Raw genomic sequence first — 17,331 nt, 5'->3', positions numbered from 1 at the left:
GCCGTCCGCCGCGGGCACCGGGCCGGGCGCTCCGGCGTACGGGGTCCCGGGGGCGGGGACGGGACCGGGCACGGTGGCCGGCCCGCCCGCGTCCGGCGCTGCTCCCGCCGGGCCCGCGGCGGTGCCGGCCGGCGGGGTCTCCTGCGGGCCGGGGAGGCCGTGCGTGCCGGCGGCCGCGGCGGGCACCGCGGTGATCCCGGCGCCGTCCCGGGCGGCCGCGGCGCCCGCCCCGGCCGGTCCCGCCGCCGCGGCCAGCGCCGCCGAGGCGAGTGCCGCGGCGGCCGGCGCGGTGAGCCCGGCGTCGGCGAGGAGCGCGGGAAGGCCGTCGGCGTAACCCTGGCCCACGGCGCGGACCTTCCAGGCTCCCTGGCGGCGGTAGACCTCCAGGGCGACGACGGCGCCCTCGGCGTCCAGGCCGGCGAGCGCGAACCCGGCGAGGTCGGCGCCCCCCGGCTCGGCGACGGCCACCCGCGGGGCCGCGACCGAGCCGAAGCGCGCGGGCCCGCCGGGCGGGAGCGCGAGGACGACGCGCAGCTGGTGCACGGAGGCCGCCACGGCTTCGAGGTCGACGGCGAAGCGGTGCACGCCGGCCGCCTCCGCGGGGGAGGCGAGCCCTGGCAGGACGGTCGGGGCCCCGGGGTGCGCGAGCGCGCCGGGGCCGGCCATCCGGCCGGTGTCGTCGCAGGCGGCGACCAGGGCGAGCACCGGCGTGTCCGCCGCGATCCCGATCTCCACCCGGGTGCGGGACAGGGGGTGGTTCTGCCCCCGGACCAGTTCGGCCGTCATCGTGCAGCCCTCCCCCGTGCCTCGTGCCGTGCCGTCGTGCTGTCGGTCGGTGCACCGCGCCCGGCCGGGCGCGGTGCGCGGTGTCTCTACAGGTGCGGCAGGATCGCCGGCATCAGGTCCTGGAAGGTGCGGCCGTTGGCGGCGGCGCCGATGGCCGTCATCTGCCAGCCGGCGCCGGCCCGGGACACCTTCGCCATGATCTGCGCCGTGTACTGGCCGCCGCCGTCGAGGGTGTAGCGGGCCAGCTCCTGGCCGTTGGGCTCGTCGACGAGGCGGCAGAAGGCGTTCTGCACCTCCTGGAACGTCTGGCCGGTAAACGAGTTCACCGTGAAGACGATCGTGTCGATGTGGACCGGCACGCGCTGGAGGTCGACGAGGATCGACTCGTCGTCGCCGCCCTGGCCGGCGCCGCCGACGAGGTTGTCGCCGGTGTGCCGGACCGAGCCGTCGTCGCTCTGCAGGTGCCGGAAGAACACCACGTCCACGGGCTGCTTCTCCGCGAACAGCACCGCGGAGGCGTCCAGGTCGACCTCGCGGGTGCGCGACCCGAACAGCCCGCGGCGCTTGGCCGCCTGCCAGCCGAGGCCCATCCGGACGGAGGTCAGGGTGCCCCCGTCGCCCTTCGTAAGACTGATGGCCTGTCCCTTGGACAAGTTGACCGTCACGCGCCGTCCCCTTTCATAGCCACCCCCAGGCAAGCGTGTACCTGCGGCTGTCCGCCACCCTACTGAGCCCGTCCCCTGTCAGGCGAGGCCCGCCTCCTTCATCTGCCGCAGCTCCTTCTTCAGCTCGCCGACCTCGTCCCGGATCCGGGCCGCGACCTCGAACTGGAGCTCGGCCGCCGCGGCCCGCATCCGCTCGGTCATCTGCTCGATCAGCGCGGCGAGTTCCTCGGCGGGCCGGTCCGTGGCCACCGCGGCGGCCCGGCCGCCCTTGGCGGCCTTGCCCGCGCCGGCCCTGCCCGCCGCGGCCCCGGCGGTGGACAGCGCCGGCACGGGGGCCTTGGCCCCCTTGCCGTCCTTGGCCTGCCGGTAGCCGGTGCCGAGGAGCTGCTCGGTGTCCAGCTCCTCGCGGGCGATGGTCGCGACGATGTCGTTGATCTTCTTGCGCAGCGGCTGCGGGTCGATTCCGTTGGCCGTGTTGTAGGCGATCTGCTTCTCCCGGCGCCGGTTCGTCTCCTCGATCGCCTTCTCCATCGCCGGGGTCATCTTGTCCGCGTACATGTGGACCTGGCCGGAGACGTTGCGCGCGGCGCGGCCGATCGTCTGGATCAGCGAGGTTCCCGAGCGCAGGAAGCCCTCCTTGTCCGCGTCGAGGATCGCGACGAGCGACACCTCGGGCAGGTCGAGGCCCTCACGGAGCAGGTTGATGCCGACGAGGACGTCGTACTCGCCGGCGCGCAGCTCGCGGAGCAGCTCGATGCGGCGCAGCGTGTCGACGTCGCTGTGCAGGTAGCGGACGGCGATGCCGAGCTCCAGGAAGTAGTCCGTGAGGTCCTCGGCCATCTTCTTGGTGAGGGTCGTGACCAGGACGCGCTCGTCCCGCTCGACGCGCTCCCGGATCTCGTGCACCAGGTCGTCGATCTGCCCCTCGGTGGGCTTGACGACGACCTCCGGGTCGACGAGGCCGGTGGGGCGGATGATCTGCTCGACGAAGCCGTCGCCGCGGGAGAGCTCGTACGCCCCCGGGGTCGCCGACAGGTAGACCGTCTGGCCGATGCGCTCCTGGAACTCCTCCCACTTCAGGGGCCGGTTGTCGAGCGCCGACGGGAGCCGGAAGCCGTGGTCGACGAGGGTCCGCTTGCGCGAGGCGTCGCCCTCGTACATGGCGCCGATCTGCGGGACCGTGACGTGCGACTCGTCGATGACGAGGAGGAAGTCCTCGGGGAAGTAGTCGATGAGCGTGTTGGGCGCCGAGCCGCGCTCGCGGCCGTCCATGTGCAGCGAGTAGTTCTCGATGCCGGAGCAGGAGCCGATCTGGCGCATCATCTCCAGGTCGTAGGTGGTGCGCATGCGCAGCCGCTGCGCCTCCAGCAGCTTGCCCTGCTTCTCCAGCTCGGCCAGGCGCGCCTCCAGCTCCGCCTCGATGCCGCGGATCGCGTTCTCCATGCGCTCGGGCCCTGCGATGTAGTGGCTCGCCGGGAACACGTACAGCTCGCGGTCCTCGCTGATGACCTCGCCGGTCAGCGGGTGCAGGGTGGAGAGGGCCTCGATCTCGTCGCCGAACATCTCGATGCGGACGGCCAGTTCCTCGTACACGGGGAAGATCTCGATGGTGTCGCCGCGCACGCGGAAGGTGCCGCGCGTGAAGGCGAGGTCGTTGCGCGTGTACTGGATGTCGACGAAGCGGCGCAGCAGCCGGTCGCGGTCGATCTCCTCGCCGACCTTGAGCGGGACCATCCGGTCGACGTACTCCTGCGGCGTGCCCAGGCCGTAGATGCAGGAGACGGACGCGACCACGACGACGTCGCGCCGGGTGAGCAGCGAGTTCGTCGCGGAGTGGCGCAGCCGTTCGACCTCCTCGTTGATGGAGGAGTCCTTCTCGATGTACGTGTCCGACTGCGGAACGTAGGCCTCGGGCTGGTAGTAGTCGTAGTACGAGACGAAGTACTCGACGGCGTTGTTCGGCAGGAGCTCGCGGAACTCGTTCGCCAGCTGCGCGGCCAGCGTCTTGTTCGGCGCCATGACCAGGGTGGGGCGCTGGAGCCTCTCGATCATCCAGGCGGTGGTGGCCGACTTGCCCGTGCCGGTCGCGCCCAGCAGGACGACGTCCTTCTCGCCTGCGCGGATGCGCTTCTCCAGCTCGGCGATGGCCGCCGGCTGGTCGCCGCTGGGCTGGTAGGGGCTGACGACCTCGAAAGGCGCCACCGTGCGTTCGATCTTCGATACGGGCCGCATGACTCCACCGTACGACCCCGCGCCGACAGTCACCGACCCCGTCGGGCGGCGCCGCCCCCGGCGCACGGGCCGCGCCGCGCGCCGTTCCCCCGTTCTGGTCCGTTTGTCGTAGTTCGGTGGCGGCCCTGTGATCTTCGAGCCCATGATCGCCCCAACGGACACCGCAGTGAGTCACCACGGCAACGGCTGCCGCCGCGCGCCCGTCTGACGCAGCAGCAGGGTTCACGACCCGAGGGAGAACACATGTACCTCCGACCCGCCGCAGCGGCCGCCGCCGCCTTCCTGGGCTTCGCCCTCACCGCGCTCGGCGGGGCGTCCGCGGCGGCCGCCGCCGATCCGGGCGCCCCTGCCGCGACGCCGGGCCTGCCCGGCCCCGTCGTGTACTCCCACCGGGGCGCCTCGGCCTACGCGCCCGAGAACACGCTGGCCGCGGTCGACGCGGCGATGCGGCTGGGCTTCGACTGGGTGGAGAACGACGTCCAGCGCACCAAGGACGGCGAGCTCGTGGTGATCCACGACGACACCCTGGCCCGCACGACCGACGCCGAGGAGGTCTTCCCGGGCCGGGCGCCCTGGCGGGTGCGGGACTTCACGGCGCAGGAGATCTCCCGGCTCGACGCGGGCGGCTGGTTCGGCGCCTCCTTCGCCGGGGCCCGCGTCCCCACCCTGCGGGAGTACCTCGCCCGGGTGCAGCGCAACCGGCAGCGGCTGCTGCTGGAGATCAAGAAGCCGGAGCTCTACCCGGGCATCGAGGAGCAGACCCTGCGCGTGCTCGAGGAGGAGGGCTGGCTCGACACCGCCCACGTGCAGCGCCGGCTGGTGGTGCAGAGCTTCAGCGCCGACTGCGTGCGCATCGTGCACGGCCTGCGGCCGGACGTGGTGACGGCCTTCCTGGGCACCCCGCCGGTGGCCGACCTGCCCGCGTACGCCGAGTTCACCGACCGCATCAACCCCTGGCACACCACGATCTCCGCCGACTGGGTGGCCGCCGTGCACGGGCTGGTCGGGGCACACGGCAAGGCGATGGAGGTCGACACCTGGATCGTCGACGACGCCGTGACCGCCCGGAAGGTGCGCGACATGGGCGTGGACGGGATCATCTCGAACGCCCCGGACGTGGTGCAGCGGGCGGTGCAGGAGGCGGTGCTCGGCTCGCTCGTGCCCTGACCCCGGCCGGGCGGCCGCCCCCGGGCGGGGCGGCGCTGTCGGAGGGCGCCCGTACGGTGGAGGGGTGGACACCACCGAGCGGCCGGACGGGCCGTACCTGGAATGGACCGTCGTCCCCAGCGGCATCGGCCCGCTGCTGCTGGCCGCGACCCCGCAGGGCCTCGTCAAGGTCGGTTTCCACGCCGGCTCCGAGGCCCGGGTCCGCACGGCGGTCGACGCGGTGGCCGCCCGGCTCGGCGCGCGGGCCCGGCGGCCGGAGCCGGGCGCGGAGGTCCTGCTCGCCGAGCCGGTGCGCAGGCTGGCCGACTACTTCGCCGGATCGCTGCGCCGCTTCGCGCTGCCGCTGGACTGGCGGCTGTGCACCGGCTTCAACCGGGAGGTCCTGCAGGAACTGGACCGCTCCGTGCCGTACGGGTCGGTCATCGGGTACGGGGAGCTGGCGGCCCGCGTCGGCCGGCCGGGCGGCGCCCAGGCCGTGGGGCACGCGATGGGGTCGAACCCGCTGCCGCTGGTGGTCGCCTGCCACCGGGTCGTGGAGAACGACGGGGGGATCGGCGGCTGCGGCAGCCGCTGCCGGTGCCGCCCCGCGGGCGTCCGGCGTGAGCGCCGCACCCGGCGCCGGATCGGGAACCGCGGGGCCCGCGGCCGCCGCCGTGGACCCGGCGGAGCTGCCGCGGCTGCGCCGCCGCACCTCGTGGGTGCTGATCGCCTCCCAGGTCCTGGGCGGCGTCGGCGTGCCGATCAGCATCGCCCTGGCCCCGGTCCTCGCCACCGAGGTCGGGGGCAGCGAGGCCCTGTCCGGGTTCGCCTCGACCGCCTCGGTGATCGGCACGGCCGCCGTCTCGCTGCCGCTGGCCGCACTCATGACCGCGCGGGGCCGCCGCCCCGGCCTCGTGCTCGCGTACGCGATCGGCGCCGCGGGCTCGGCCCTCGTCGTGCTGGCCGCCGTGGTCCGCAGCTTCCCGCTGCTGATGCTCGGCATGGCCGCCTTCGGGGCCGCCTCCTTCGCCAACTTCCAGGCCCGGTTCGCCGCCGCCGACCTCGCCGCCCCGGACCACCGGGCGCGGGCCATCTCCGTGGTCGTCTGGGCGTCGACCCTCGGCGCCGTCCTCGGCCCGAACCTCTCCGCGCCCGCCAGCCGCAGCTTCGCCGGCACCTCCATACCCGCGACGGCGGGCCCCTTCGTGTGGGCCGGCGCCGTCTTCGTCCTCACCGGCCTGCTGCTCGCCGTCCTGCTGCGGCCGGACCCCCTGCTGACCGCCCGCGCGCTCGCCGGGCCCGACGAGCACGGGAACGCCGGCCACTCGCTGCGCGCCGGGATCGCGGCCGTCCGGGCGTCGGCGCGGGCCCGGGTGGCGCTGGTCGCCGTCGCCGTCTCGCACACCGCCATGGTCTCGATCATGGTGATGACCCCGGTCGACCTCGGCCACCACGGCGCCGGGCTGCACCTGATCGGCCTGGTGATCAGCGGCCACATCGCCGGGATGTTCGCCTTCTCGCCGGTGATGGGCTGGCTCGCGGACCGCCTCGGCCGGCTCTCCGTGATCGGCCTGGCCGCCGGACTGCTGGCGCTCGCCGCGCTGCTGGCCGGCACCGCCGGCCCGAACCACGGCCAGAGCGCCCTCGGCCTGTTCCTGCTCGGCCTCGGCTGGTCCGCGGGGCTCGTCTCCGGCTCCGCGCTGCTCACCGACTCGGTGCCGGCCGGTGCGCGGGCCGCCGTCCAGGGCCTCAGCGACCTGACGATGAACACCTGTGCGGCGGTCGGCGGCGCCGCCTCCGGCCTGGTCATGTCCGCGGCCGGCTACGGCTGGCTGAACGCGATCGCCGCGGCGCTGCTGCTGCCGATGGCCGCGCTCGCCCTGCTCACCGCCCGTCGGCGGGCCGCGGCGCGGAAGTGATCTGGTAGACCTTGCGGAGGGTCTCGTGGACGGTCCACACCGTCCGGTCGCCCTCCCGCAGGACGCAGGCGGAGCCCGGCCCGACCTCCAGCGCCGCGCCGCCCTCGACCTCGACCGTCGCCCGGCCGCTCACGACCACGAACAGCTCGTCGGCCTCGGTGTCGGTGACGACTCCGGGGGTGATCTGCCAGATCCCTCGGACCTGGCTGCCGTCGGGCGACTCCCACAGCACCTTGCCGGTGACGACGGGGTTCCCGGAGAGGACCTGCGCGGGGTCGAGCTCCTCCGGTTCGAGTGCGGCGTCGGGGAGGTCGGGCACGCTGACGGCGAAGGACGCGGGGGCCGCGGCGCTGTGATCACTGGTGCTCATGGGGCGCCAGCGTAGTGCGGCGGGGGGCCGCTCCGGGGTGGCCGGAGTGTCCGGGTCCGCGCCGCGGAACAAGGCACTGTGTCCAGCGCCGCGCCCCCACCGGACCGGCCGCCGGGTGTTTGCCGGTGCTGATCCGGTGCCATGGATGGGGACATGTCACAGCACTCAGCATCTGCGCCGCGGCCCGCCGGGCCCGTCCTGTCCGAAGAGGTCCGCGAGGCGGTCGAGCAGGGACAGCCGGTCGTGGCCCTGGAGTCCACGATCATCACGCACGGGCTGCCGCGGCCCCGCAACCTGGCGGTGGCCGCCGAGCTGGAGGCCGCGGTCCGCGCGGAGGGGGCCGTACCGGCGACGGTCGCCGTCATCGACGGGGTGGCGCACGCGGGCCTCGACAAGGACCAGCTGGAGCGCATCGCGGCCGGGGAGGGCGTACGCAAGCTCGGACACCGGGACCTGCCCGCGGCCCTCGCGACGGGGGCGACCGGGGCGACGACCGTCTCGGCGACCGCGTTCCTCGCCGCGCGCGCCGGGCTGCGGGTCTTCGCCACGGGCGGGCTGGGCGGCGTCCACCGGGGGTACGCGCAGACCCAGGACGAGTCGGCGGACCTGGGTCTGCTGGCGCGGACCCGGATCACTCTGGTGTGCGCGGGAGTGAAGTCGATCCTGGACGTGCCGGCGACGCTCCAGCGGCTGGAGACGCTCGGGGTGGCGGTCGTCGGCTACGGGACGGAACGTTTCCCCGGCTTCTACCTGGCGGACTCCGGCGAACCGGTCGACTGGACCGTGCACCGCCCCGAGGAGGTGGCGCGGATGATGGCCGCCCAGGACGCCCTGGGCGGACCGGAGTCGGCCCTGGTCGTCGCCAACCCGGTGGCCGAGGCGGACCAGCTGGATCCGCAGCTGCACGACCGGGTCCTGGCCGAGGCCCTCGACGAGGGCCGCAGGCGCGGCATCACGGGCCAGGCCGTGACCCCGTTCCTCCTGGACCACCTCGTACGGGCCACCGGCGGGGCCTCCCTGGAGGCCAACCTGGCGGCGGTGCGGGGCAACGTGGTGCTCGGCGCCCGGATCGCGGCGGCCTGGGCGGCCCGCCCGTGACGGCGGCCGGCGGATCCCCCGGCGGCGCGCCGCGGCCGGGGGCGCTGCTGGTCGTCGGGGACGTGGTGACGGACGTGGTCGCGGTCCACTCGGAGCCGCTGGCCCCGGCCACCGACACCGCCGCCCGCATCCGCACCCTGCCGGGCGGCGCCGGGGCGAACGCGGCCTGCTGGGCGGCCCACGCCGGCGCCCCGGAGGTGCGCCTGCTCGCCCGGGTGGGCGCGGAGTCCGCGCGGTGGCACGAGCGGGCCCTCCTGGCCGCCGGGGTGCGGCCGCGCCTGCTCATAGACGCGGCCGAGCCGACCGGGACGGTGGTCGCCCTGGTCGGCCGGGACACGGAGCGGACCTTCCTGACGGACGGCGGGGCCGCGCTGCGGCTCGGCCCCGCGGACTGGTCGCCGGACCTGCTGGACGGGGTCGCGCACCTGCACCTCTCCGGCTACCTGTTCTTCGCCGACTCCGCCCGCACCCTGGCCGCCGCGGCGCTGGCCGACGCCGTGGGGCGCGGGGTGCCGGTGAGCGTCGACCCGGCCTCGGCGGGCTTCCTCGCCGCGCTCGGCCCGGACCGCTTCCTGCGGGCGGCGGCGGGGATCGGCGTCCTGCTCCCGAACGAGGACGAGGCCCTGCTGCTGGCCGGGCTGCCGGCCTCGGCGGGGGCCGCGCGGGCCGCGGCGGAGCTGAGCCGGCGCGTGCCGCTGGTGGTGGCCACGCGGGGCGCGGCGGGCGCGCTCGTCGCCGAGGGCGGCCGGGTCGTCGCGGAGGTCCCGGCGGAGCCGGCCCGCGCGGTGGACTCCACGGGCGCGGGGGACGCCTTCACGGGCGGGTTCCTCGCGGCCCGGCTCGCGGGCGCGGATCCGGCCGGGGCGGCCCGGGCGGGCTGCCGGTCGGCGGCCCTGGCGGTGGCCCGGCTGGGCGGCCGCCCGTAACGGCCGGGCGCCCTGCGGCGGGTCAGCGGCGCAGGCCGGTCCAGGCGGGATGGCGGGGGTCGTCCGCCCGGACGACGGCGTCGGCGAGCGCCGCGGGGTCGGTCTCGGCCTCGTAGCGGGCGAAGGCGGGCAGGGTCCAGCGCTCGGCCTCGCCGGTGCGGCGGGCCAGCGCCCCCGGGGAGAGGCGGATGTGCACGCTGAGGTCGAAGGGGAACCAGTGGCTTAGCAGCAGCGGCCCGTGCACGATGACCGCGGCGCCGGGCGGGAGTTCGGCGTAGGGGCTGCGGGTGGCGCGGTCGGTCGCCGGGTCCCACAGGTCGGGCAGGACGCGCCCGGTGCCGCCCGGGTCGGTCGGGCCGAACACCTCCCGCCACAGGGCGCCGGTGTCGTACCAGCCGGAGAGGTAGGAGTCGGCGTCCCGGCGGCCGTGCTCGAACCGCAGGGACGCCGGCCGCAGGAACCCCTCGGCGGGGACGGCGAGGACGGCGCGGCCGCGGGCGCGCAGGGCGTCCGCGAGCAGCGCGGCAAGGCCGCCGGTGTCCGCGGCGGGCGCGCCGTCGATGCCGACCCGCTGCCAGGCCGGCGCGTCCGCGCCGGGCGCGTGCTCGTCCAGGTGGCCGGCGAGCCGCTCGGCCATCCGCTGCCAGGTGATCGGTTCCAGGTGCACGCGTCCCATTGTCAGTGCCCGCCCCTAGCTTCGTCCCCGAAGGGATCACCGGCGGGACGGAGCCGTCGGCCCGACCTTGGGGAGGGGTCTGTCATGGCTCGCGAGACCACGTACCTGGAGCTGTCGCAGGACGGCGGCGGGGCGCACAAGTTCTACGAGGTCGTCGTGGACGGCACCACCGTGGTGGTGCGCTACGGGCGCATCGGGGCCGCCGGGCAGGTGCAGCAGTCGTCGTTCCCGACCGTCGAGAGGGCGCGTGCGGCCGCCGCGAAGAAGATCGGGGAGAAGATCCGCAAGGGATACGCGCCCGCGGTCCAGGGGCAGCGCGCGGCCCGCCCGGTGACGCGCCGCCAGGTGGCCTCCGCGCCGTCGACGGCGCGGGCGGTCGCCCCCGTGCTGTGGCGGTTCCGGACGGGCGCCTCGGCCTTCGGGATCCACGTGGACGAGGACCGCTGCTGGGTCGGCAACCAGGCGGGCGACGTGTACACGCTGAGCCACGGCGGCGAGGTGCTGGCCCGCTACTCGCTGCCGGACGGGGTCAAGTGCCTGGTGGCGGACGAGTTCTGGATCTACGCGGGGTGTGACGACGGCGCCGTGTACGACCTCTCCTCGAAGGTCCCGTTCAAGGCGTACGACATCGCGGAGGACGTCGACATCTTCTGGCTGGACATCCGCGAGGGCGTGCTGAACGTCGCCGACGCGAACGGCGGCCTGACGGTGATCGACCACGAGGACGAGTTCCAGTGGTCGCGGAAGTCGTCGGGGGCGCAGGCGTGGATGGTCCGGGCCGACGCGGACGCGGTGTACCACGGGCACGTGGACGGCGTGACGGCCTACGCGCCGGACGGCAGCGGCCAGTTGTGGCACACCCGGACCAACGGGCAGGTGCTGTTCGGCTGGCAGGAGGACGACGCGGTCTTCGCGGGCACGGCGCGGCACTGCGTCCAGCGCCTTTCGAAGGAGACGGGCGCCCTGGAGGCGACGTTCCGCTGTGACGCTGCGGTGTACTCGTGCGCGACGTCGCCCGACGGCCGGCACGTCTTCGCGGGCGACTCGTCCTCGTCGGTGTACTGCTTCGACGCGGACGGGCGGCGGCTGTGGAAGCTCGGCACGGGCAGCGGCTCGGCGCTGTCCATGCAGTATCTGGACGAGCGGCTGTACCTGGTGACGACGGACGGCTCGCTGGTCTGCGTCGACGCGAGCGAGGCGGCGATCTCGGCGGCCCGGGAGGGCACGGTCCCGGCGGCGGTGGACGTGAAGTCCGCGGCGGCGCTGCCCGTGTACACCCCGGCGGCCTCGGCCGCGGCGGTGGCGGTCGTCCCGGCGGCGGCCGCTCCGGTGGACGCCGTGGTCGTGGAGTGCGTCCAGCAGGGCGGGCGGCTGCGGGTGCACGTGGTGTCGGGCGGCTACGAGCCGTCGTGGAACGTGCAGTTCCCGCGGGGCATCAGGGAGCCGGGCGCCCGCTACGTGGTCGACGGGCTGCATGCGGCCTCCGGCGGCTTCTACCGGGTCCGCGGAGAGATCCGCCGCCTGGTCTGAGCCCCGGCCCGCTGCGGGCGCCGACGGGGCGGCCCGGCAAGGTGATAACCGGCCCGGACGGCGGTATCACATCGTCATGAGCCTGGTCGTGTTCGAGTCGGCGAAGCCGGTGCACTGCGCCCGGTGCCGCCGCGGCCCGCTGCGGCACCTGGTGCGAGAGGCCGGGGTGCCGCGCTGCCTGGACTGCGCGGACCTCGGGCACCTGGTCTACCTGCCGCGCGGGGACGCGGCGCTCACCCGGCGGGCCAGGGAGGCGAGTTCGCTGTCGGCGGTCGTCGTCCGCTTCAACAGGCGCCGCCACCGCCACGAGCGGCAGGGCGTGTACGTGGAGGAAGCCGCGCTCGCCCGGGCGGAGCGCGCCTGCCTGGCGGACGCGGAGGCGCGGGCTCGCCGCCGCGAGCGGGACCGGCTGCGGCGGGCCGCCGAGGACGTCCGCTTCACGGCGGCGTTCGCCGCGGAGATCCTGCGGCTGTTCCCCGGCTGCCCCGCGGACCGGGCGCAGGCCATCGCCGCGCACGCCTCGGTGCGGGGCAGCGGCCGGGTGGGGCGTACCGCGGCCGGCCGGGCCCTGGACGAGCCCGCCGTGTACGTGGCGGTGCGGGCGGCCGTGCGGCACACCGACACCGAGTACGACGCGCTGCTGATGGCGGGGGTGCCGCGGTTCGCGGCCCGCGCCCGGCTGGCCGCGCGGATCGACGCGGTCCTGGACGCCTGGCGCGTCCCTCCGCAGTCCCCCGCCCCGGAGGCCGGCCCCGGCGCGGCGGCGGCTCCGGCCGCCGGGGCGGTGCCGGATGCCGCGGCGGCCGCCCCGCCCTGACCGGCGGCAGCGCCTACTGGACGCGGAACCGCCGGTACAGGAGCGCGCCGCCGAGGAGGATGCCGGCCGCGGCGGGCGCGAGGTAGCCCATGCCGTCGGCGCCGGTGTGGGCGAGGGCCGGGCCCTTCGGCGGCGCCGCCTGGACCACCGGCTGCTCCTTCGGCGGCGCGACGGGCTGGACCGGCTTGGCGGGCGTCACCGGCTTGACCGGCTTCGGCGGCTCGACCGGCTGCGGCGGCTTCGGCTGCTCGCCGTTGACGGAGCTGTTGCCGATGGACGGGTTGCCGATGCCGACGACGTTCACGGAGTTCCCGCTGACGTTGACGGGGAGGGACACCGGCAGCTGGATGCCGTTGCCGGAGATGACGCCGGGCGACCCCGTCGCCCCGCCCTCCGCGTGGGAGCCGCCGCCGGTGCTGCTGCCCCCGGCCGGCGGGGACGCCTTGCCCGAACCGGTGTTGGCACAGCTGTTGCCCGCCGCCGGATTCAACAGGCCCACCACGTTCACGGTGTTCCCGCACACGTTGACCGGCGTGTTCACCGGCAGCTGGATCAGGTTCCCGGACAGCAGCCCCGGCGAGCGCTCGGCCGAGCCGCTCGCGTCCGCGTCGGCGTACGCGAAGCCGCTCACACCCGCGACCGCGAGTCCCCCTCCCGCGACCGCCGTCGCGATCAGGCCGTTACGGCGACTGTGACGCATCAGATTCCCTGCCTTCCGGAGAAGTTGACGGGCCATGTACCCGCACCGGAACAACGCCTTAAACCCATTCGGGTTATAGAGGGGCAGGACATTTCACCCGATCGAGTAGGGGGTATGGCCGTCCCATGACTCAGCGACCCCTGCTCTTCCTCGACGTGGACGGCCCCCTCAACCCCTTCCGCTCCTACACCGCCGGATTCCGCGGCTACACCAGCCACCGCATGCACCCCTCGGTGTGGATGTCGTTCCGGCGCCCGAACTCCCGATCGGCCCGCCGCGGCGCGCGCGTCCGCCTCCATCCCGGGCACGGGGCCCTGCTGCTGGCCCTGCCGTACGAACTGGCCTGGGCCACGACGTGGATGGACGAGGCCAACACTCTGATCGCCCCGCACATCGGGCTGCCCGGCGACCTCCCGTACATCGAATGGTCGGAGCTGTTCCCGCATGACCCGGACGGGCTGTCCTGGAAGACCCGCATGCTCCTCGACTGGGCGGCGGGCCGCCCCTTCGCGTGGGTGGACGACATGATCAACGCGCGGGACCGGGCATGGGTCGCCGCCCACCACCCCGCGCCCGCCCTGCTGCTGCGCATCCGCCCCCGCCGCGGGCTGCGCGACCGCGACTTCGCGGCGCTGCACGCCTGGGCCGACCGGCTCGGGCCGGCAGGGTCCGACGAGGTCATCCCGCCAGGGCGCTGACCGGGTCAGGCGAAGGGGTGCCCGTCGGCCACCAGTCCTCGGCGCCCGGCCGGGACTCGTACGCGTACCAGAGCCCGTCGCGGCCCAGCCGGAGTTGGCGCGTCGCGCAGGTGAGCCGGTTGCGCTCCGGGCGGAAGGAGCCCTGCGCGGCGGCGAGGAGCGCCGGGCGGGCCCGGTCGAAGGGACCGGCCGGCGGATCCCACGGCTCTTCCAGGGCGGCCAGGCCGGCCGGGCCGCCCTGCCGCCAGGCGGCCGCGGCCCGCGCCAGGTCCGTCGTGGTCCGCCCGGTGGCGCGGGCCAGGTCCCGGTACAGGGTGCGGGCCGGCCCGGTGAGGCCGGCCGTGTGGTGGGCGGAGGCGAGCCGGACGGCGTCCTGCCACAGGCCGAGCCCGCCGAACGGGTCCTCGCCGGTGGCCAGCAGCGCCACGGCCCGGGCGGCCGCGTCCGCGGCGAGCTGGTCCAGGGCCAGCGGGTCCGGCGCGCCGGGTGCCGCGGGATCGTGCGGCCAGCCGGGCGGCACCGCCGGCGCGGCCGGGGCCGCGGCCGGGGCCGGCAGCGGCGGCAGCACCGTACGGGAGAGGGCAGCGCGCGCCGGGACGCCAGGGAAGCCGGCCGCGGCGGCGGGCCGCTCCCGTGCGGCGTGGGCGGCGTTGCGGCGGGCCAGCTCGGCGGTCAGCTCCCGCTCGCCGCGGCCGCGCAGCAGGAGCAGGGCGAAGGGGTCCTCGTCGAGGAGGCGGGCCGCCCGGTGGCACAGCGCCGCGGCGTGCTTGCACGGCGGCCGGCCGGTGTCGGGGCAGGAGCAGCGCGGCAGCAGCTCGCCCGGCCCGGGCAGGACCAACTCGGCCAACACCTGCGGAACCTCCCGCTCCAGCAGGGCGGCCAGCGCCGCCGGGTCGGCGGCCACGGCCTCCAGCAGCCGCTCCCACTCGGCGTCGGCGAGCACCCCGAGGGCCAGCTCCGTCCGGTACGGGCGCGCGCGGCTGCCCCGTACGTAGGCCACGATCCGGCCCGGCGTGACCGTGACGGCCTCGACGTGCCCCTCCGCCGCGTACGCCCGCCCGCGCTCCATGCGTGCCGCGTCGGGCGCGGCACGCTCCAGCGACGCCGCCCAGGCCCTGCCCCACCAGGTGGCCGCGTCCGCTCCGGCGGGGAGGGCGGCGAAGGTGCGGCGGCGGTCGTCCCGCGCGGTGATCATGCGGGTCTCCGCAGGGACACGAGGTCGGCGAGCTCCCGGTCGGTCAGCTCGGTCAGCGCGGCCTCGCCCGACCCGAGGACCGCCTCGGCCAGCGCCCGCTTGGATTCGAGGAGTTCGGCGATCCGGTCCTCGACGGTCCCCTCGGCGATGAGCCGGTGGACCTGTACGGGCCGCTCCTGGCCGATCCGGTGCGCCCGGTCGGTGGCCTGCTCCTCGACGGCCGGGTTCCACCACCGGTCGAAGTGCACGACGTGCCCGGCGCGCGTCAGGTTCAGGCCCGTCCCGGCGGCCTTCAGCGACAGCAGGAACACCGGCACCTCCCCCGCCTGGAAGCGGCGCACCAGCTCCTCCCGCCGCGCGACCGGGGTGCCGCCGTGCAGGAACTGGTGGGGGATGCCCCGCGCCGCGAGGTGCCGCTCGATGATCCGTCCCATCGTCACGTACTGCGTGAACACCAGCACCGCCGCGTCCTCGGCGAGGATCGTGTCGAGCAGCTCGTCGAGCAGCGCCAGCTTCCCCGAGCGGTGCGCGATCCGGGGCCGGTCCTCCTTCAGGTACTGCGCGGGGTGGTTGCATATCTGCTTCAGCGACGCCAGCAGCTTCATGATCATGCCGCGGCGCTCCATCCCCCCGCTCCCCTCGATCACGGCCATCGCCTCGTCGACGGCGGCCCGGTACAGCGAGGCCTGTTCGCGGGTGAGCGGCACGGGATGGTCGGTCTCGGTCTTGGGCGGCAGTTCGGGTGCGATCCCCGGGTCGCTCTTGCGGCGGCGCAGCAGGAACGGCCGGACGAGCGCGGCGAGCCGGGCGACCGCCGCCTCGTTCCCGCCGTCCTCCTCCGACTGGTGCTCCACCGGCCGCGCGTGGCGGGCGCGGAACGCCGCCAGCGGGCCGAGGAGCCCCGGAGTCGTCCAGTCGAGCAGCGCCCACAGCTCGGAGAGGTTGTTCTCCACCGGTGTCCCGGTGAGCGCCACCCGCGCCGGCGCCGGGATCGTCCGCAGCGCCTTCGCGGTCGCCGAGTGCGGGTTCTTGACGTGCTGCGCCTCGTCCGCGACGACGAGGCCCCACGGCTGGTCGGCCAGCCGGGCGGCGCCGGCGCGCATCGTCCCGTACGTGGTGAGGACGAATCCGCCGGCCAGGCCGTCGAGGCTGCGGTCGCCGCCGTGGAAGCGGCGCACGGGCACGCCGGGCGCGAACTTCTCGATCTCCCGCTGCCAGTTGCCGAGCAGCGAGGCCGGGCACACCACCAGCGTCGGCTCGGGGCGGTCGCGGTGCAGGTGGAGCGCGATCAGCGTGACGGTCTTGCCGAGTCCCATGTCGTCGGCGAGGCAGCCGCCGAGGCCGAGGGAGGTCATCAGGTCAAGCCAGGCCAGGCCCCGGGCCTGGTAGTCGCGCAGGGTGGCGGCCAGGCCGGGCGGCTGGGGCAGCGGTGCGAGCTCGGCGGTGAGCCGGTCGCGCAGGGCGGCGAGCGCGCCGACGGGGACGGCCTCCACCGGCTCGCCGTCGGCCTCGGCGGTCCCGGTGAGGACGGCGGTCAGCGCGTCCACCGGATCCAGCAGGCCGAGGTCCCGCTTGCGGGCCTTGCGGACGAGCTCGGGGTCGACGCGCACCCACTGGTCGCGCAGCCGGACCACCGGGCGGTGGGCGTCGGCGAGGGCGTCCATCTCGGAGGGGGTGAGCCGGTCGCCGCCGAGGGCGATCTCCCAGGAGAACGCGAAGAGGTGCGCGGCGTCGAAGAAGGCCGTGCCGTCGATGGCGGAGCCGGGGGCCGTGGCCCGGACGGTCGCCGTCGCGGTCAGCGTACGGGCGAGCTCGCGCGGCCAGTGGACGGGGACCCCGGCGGCGGCGAGCCGGGCAGCGGCGGTGCCCAGCAGGTCCTCCAGCTCGGGGTCGGACAGGGCGAGCGCGTCGGGGGCGGGCTGGTCCAGCAGCCGCAGCAGCGGCGGCCAGACGCGGGCCGCCCGGCGCAGGGCGAGGACGGCGTCGATCCGGGCGCGGGGCCCGAACCCGGCGGGCGCGGCACCCGCCCACAGCGCCCCGGCGTCGGTGACGAGCGTCGGGTCGGAAAGGCTGTGCACCTGGACGACGGCGGCTCCGGCCCGGCGGACCTCGGTCTGCGGGGCGTCTTCGGGGCCGGGCCCGGTGTCGTCGAAGAGGCTGAACGTGGACAGGTCCAGCCGCAGCGAGAGCCCCACCCCCGCGTCGGCGCCGTCGGCGATCCGGGCCGCCCAGTCGCGCAGCTCGGGCACCCGCTGCGGCTCCTGCGCCGCGAACGGCAGCCCGGCGGCGACCGGCGCGGCCGGGGTGCGCGGCAGGCAGTCGGCGACGGCGTCGAGGAACGCCCGGACCAGCGCCTCCGGCTCGGGCAGCGACAGGGGGCGGCGGCCGGGCAGCGGCACGGCGTGGCCCTCGGCGGGCAGGGCGGCGGCGACCGCACGCAGCGCCGCGACGTCGTCGGCGGCGAGGGGGCCGGCCCGCCAGGCGGCGGTGTCGTCGGCGGTGAGCCCGGGCAGCAGGCGGCCCCGGGCGGCGAGGGCGAGCGCCTGGGTGGCGGCGGTGGCCCAGGCCCGGGT

At 76.0% G+C, this 17,331-nt stretch carries 15 protein-coding genes and 1 pseudogene; 8 read left to right on the top strand and 8 right to left on the bottom strand.

Going from position 1 to position 17,331, the window contains the following annotated elements; genetic code table 11:
• From EF903_RS14155 to uvrB, 3 genes are all read right to left on the bottom strand, one after another.
• The coding region (locus EF903_RS14155; RefSeq protein ID WP_148142522.1) for a TerD family protein at window positions 1-786 on the bottom strand (786 nt) is incomplete at its 3' end.
• Between the two features lie 86 nt (window positions 787-872).
• The gene (locus EF903_RS14150; protein ID WP_125543574.1) at window positions 873-1,451 is read right to left on the bottom strand and encodes a TerD family protein; all 579 of its coding nucleotides are present in this window, start codon (window positions 1,449-1,451) and stop codon (window positions 873-875) included.
• A gap of 78 nt (window positions 1,452-1,529) precedes the next feature.
• Entirely contained in the window at window positions 1,530-3,683 is a 2,154-nt protein-coding gene (gene uvrB, locus EF903_RS14145; protein WP_125543573.1) for an excinuclease ABC subunit UvrB, read from the bottom strand.
• A gap of 243 nt (window positions 3,684-3,926) precedes the next feature.
• On the opposite strand from uvrB, the gene EF903_RS14140 reads away from it, so the two are divergent.
• The 3 genes and pseudogenes from EF903_RS14140 to EF903_RS14130 all read left to right on the top strand — a co-directional run bounded on the left by EF903_RS14140 (window position 3,927) and on the right by EF903_RS14130 (window position 6,748).
• The gene (locus EF903_RS14140; RefSeq protein ID WP_125543572.1) at window positions 3,927-4,850 is read left to right on the top strand and encodes a glycerophosphodiester phosphodiesterase family protein; all 924 of its coding nucleotides are present in this window, start codon (window positions 3,927-3,929) and stop codon (window positions 4,848-4,850) included.
• A gap of 64 nt (window positions 4,851-4,914) precedes the next feature.
• Window positions 4,915-5,415: pseudogene (locus EF903_RS14135) on the top strand (methylated-DNA--[protein]-cysteine S-methyltransferase); the annotation flags it as partial.
• 34 nt (window positions 5,416-5,449) lie between these two features.
• Window positions 5,450-6,748 carry an MFS transporter gene (locus tag EF903_RS14130; protein WP_125543571.1) on the top strand — a complete coding sequence of 433 codons (1,299 nt, stop codon included), beginning with the start codon at window positions 5,450-5,452 and terminating at the stop codon, window positions 6,746-6,748.
• Here the strand turns inward: EF903_RS14130 and EF903_RS14125 are convergent.
• Window positions 6,714-7,118 (bottom strand): cupin domain-containing protein, encoded by a 405-nt coding sequence (locus tag EF903_RS14125; protein WP_125543570.1) that lies wholly within the window; start codon window positions 7,116-7,118, stop codon window positions 6,714-6,716. The genes EF903_RS14130 and EF903_RS14125 overlap by 35 nt on opposite strands.
• Window positions 7,119-7,271: 153 nt before the next feature.
• Here EF903_RS14125 and EF903_RS14120 point away from each other — a divergent pair, with 153 nt between their 5' ends.
• Window positions 7,272-8,216: a pseudouridine-5'-phosphate glycosidase gene (locus EF903_RS14120; RefSeq protein WP_125543569.1), complete on the top strand. Its 945-nt coding sequence runs from the start codon at window positions 7,272-7,274 to the stop codon at window positions 8,214-8,216.
• Window positions 8,213-9,142: a carbohydrate kinase family protein gene (locus EF903_RS14115; protein ID WP_260615251.1), complete on the top strand. Its 930-nt coding sequence runs from the start codon at window positions 8,213-8,215 to the stop codon at window positions 9,140-9,142. Before EF903_RS14120 ends, EF903_RS14115 begins: the two co-directional genes overlap by 4 nt.
• 22 nt (window positions 9,143-9,164) lie before the next feature.
• On the opposite strand, the gene EF903_RS14110 is transcribed toward EF903_RS14115, so the two are convergent.
• Entirely contained in the window at window positions 9,165-9,809 is a 645-nt protein-coding gene (locus tag EF903_RS14110; RefSeq protein ID WP_125543568.1) for a uridine kinase, read from the bottom strand.
• Between the two features lie 93 nt (window positions 9,810-9,902).
• Here EF903_RS14110 and EF903_RS14105 point away from each other — a divergent pair, with 93 nt between their 5' ends.
• Both EF903_RS14105 and EF903_RS14100 read left to right on the top strand, forming a co-directional pair.
• Window positions 9,903-11,348, top strand: a complete 1,446-nt coding sequence (locus tag EF903_RS14105; RefSeq protein ID WP_125543567.1) for a WGR domain-containing protein — start codon at window positions 9,903-9,905, stop codon at window positions 11,346-11,348.
• Window positions 11,349-11,424: 76 nt separating this feature from the next.
• The gene (locus EF903_RS14100) at window positions 11,425-12,165 is read left to right on the top strand and encodes a DUF2293 domain-containing protein (RefSeq protein ID WP_125543566.1); all 741 of its coding nucleotides are present in this window, start codon (window positions 11,425-11,427) and stop codon (window positions 12,163-12,165) included.
• 13 nt (window positions 12,166-12,178) lie between these two features.
• Here EF903_RS14100 and EF903_RS14095 read toward each other — a convergent pair whose 3' ends face one another.
• Entirely contained in the window at window positions 12,179-12,865 is a 687-nt protein-coding gene (locus EF903_RS14095) for a chaplin (RefSeq protein ID WP_125543565.1), read from the bottom strand.
• A 125-nt stretch (window positions 12,866-12,990) separates the two neighbouring features.
• Here EF903_RS14095 and EF903_RS14090 point away from each other — a divergent pair, with 125 nt between their 5' ends.
• Window positions 12,991-13,563, top strand: coding sequence for an HAD domain-containing protein (locus EF903_RS14090; RefSeq protein WP_125543564.1), 573 nt, complete (start codon window positions 12,991-12,993; stop codon window positions 13,561-13,563).
• On the opposite strand, the gene EF903_RS14085 is transcribed toward EF903_RS14090, so the two are convergent.
• Window positions 13,544-14,758: an SWIM zinc finger family protein gene (locus EF903_RS14085; RefSeq protein WP_125543563.1), complete on the bottom strand. Its 1,215-nt coding sequence runs from the start codon at window positions 14,756-14,758 to the stop codon at window positions 13,544-13,546. The genes EF903_RS14090 and EF903_RS14085 overlap by 20 nt on opposite strands.
• The coding region (locus EF903_RS14080) for a DEAD/DEAH box helicase (RefSeq protein WP_148142521.1) at window positions 14,755-17,331 on the bottom strand (2,577 nt) is incomplete at its 5' end. The genes EF903_RS14080 and EF903_RS14085, both read right to left, overlap by 4 nt.

The sequence above is a fragment of the Streptomyces sp. WAC05292 genome (assembly GCF_003949955.1).
GTDB lineage: Bacteria > Actinomycetota > Actinomycetes > Streptomycetales > Streptomycetaceae > Streptomyces > Streptomyces globosus.
The sequence above is the reverse complement of the archived record's forward strand: the minus strand, read 5'-3'. Positions and strand labels throughout refer to the sequence as shown.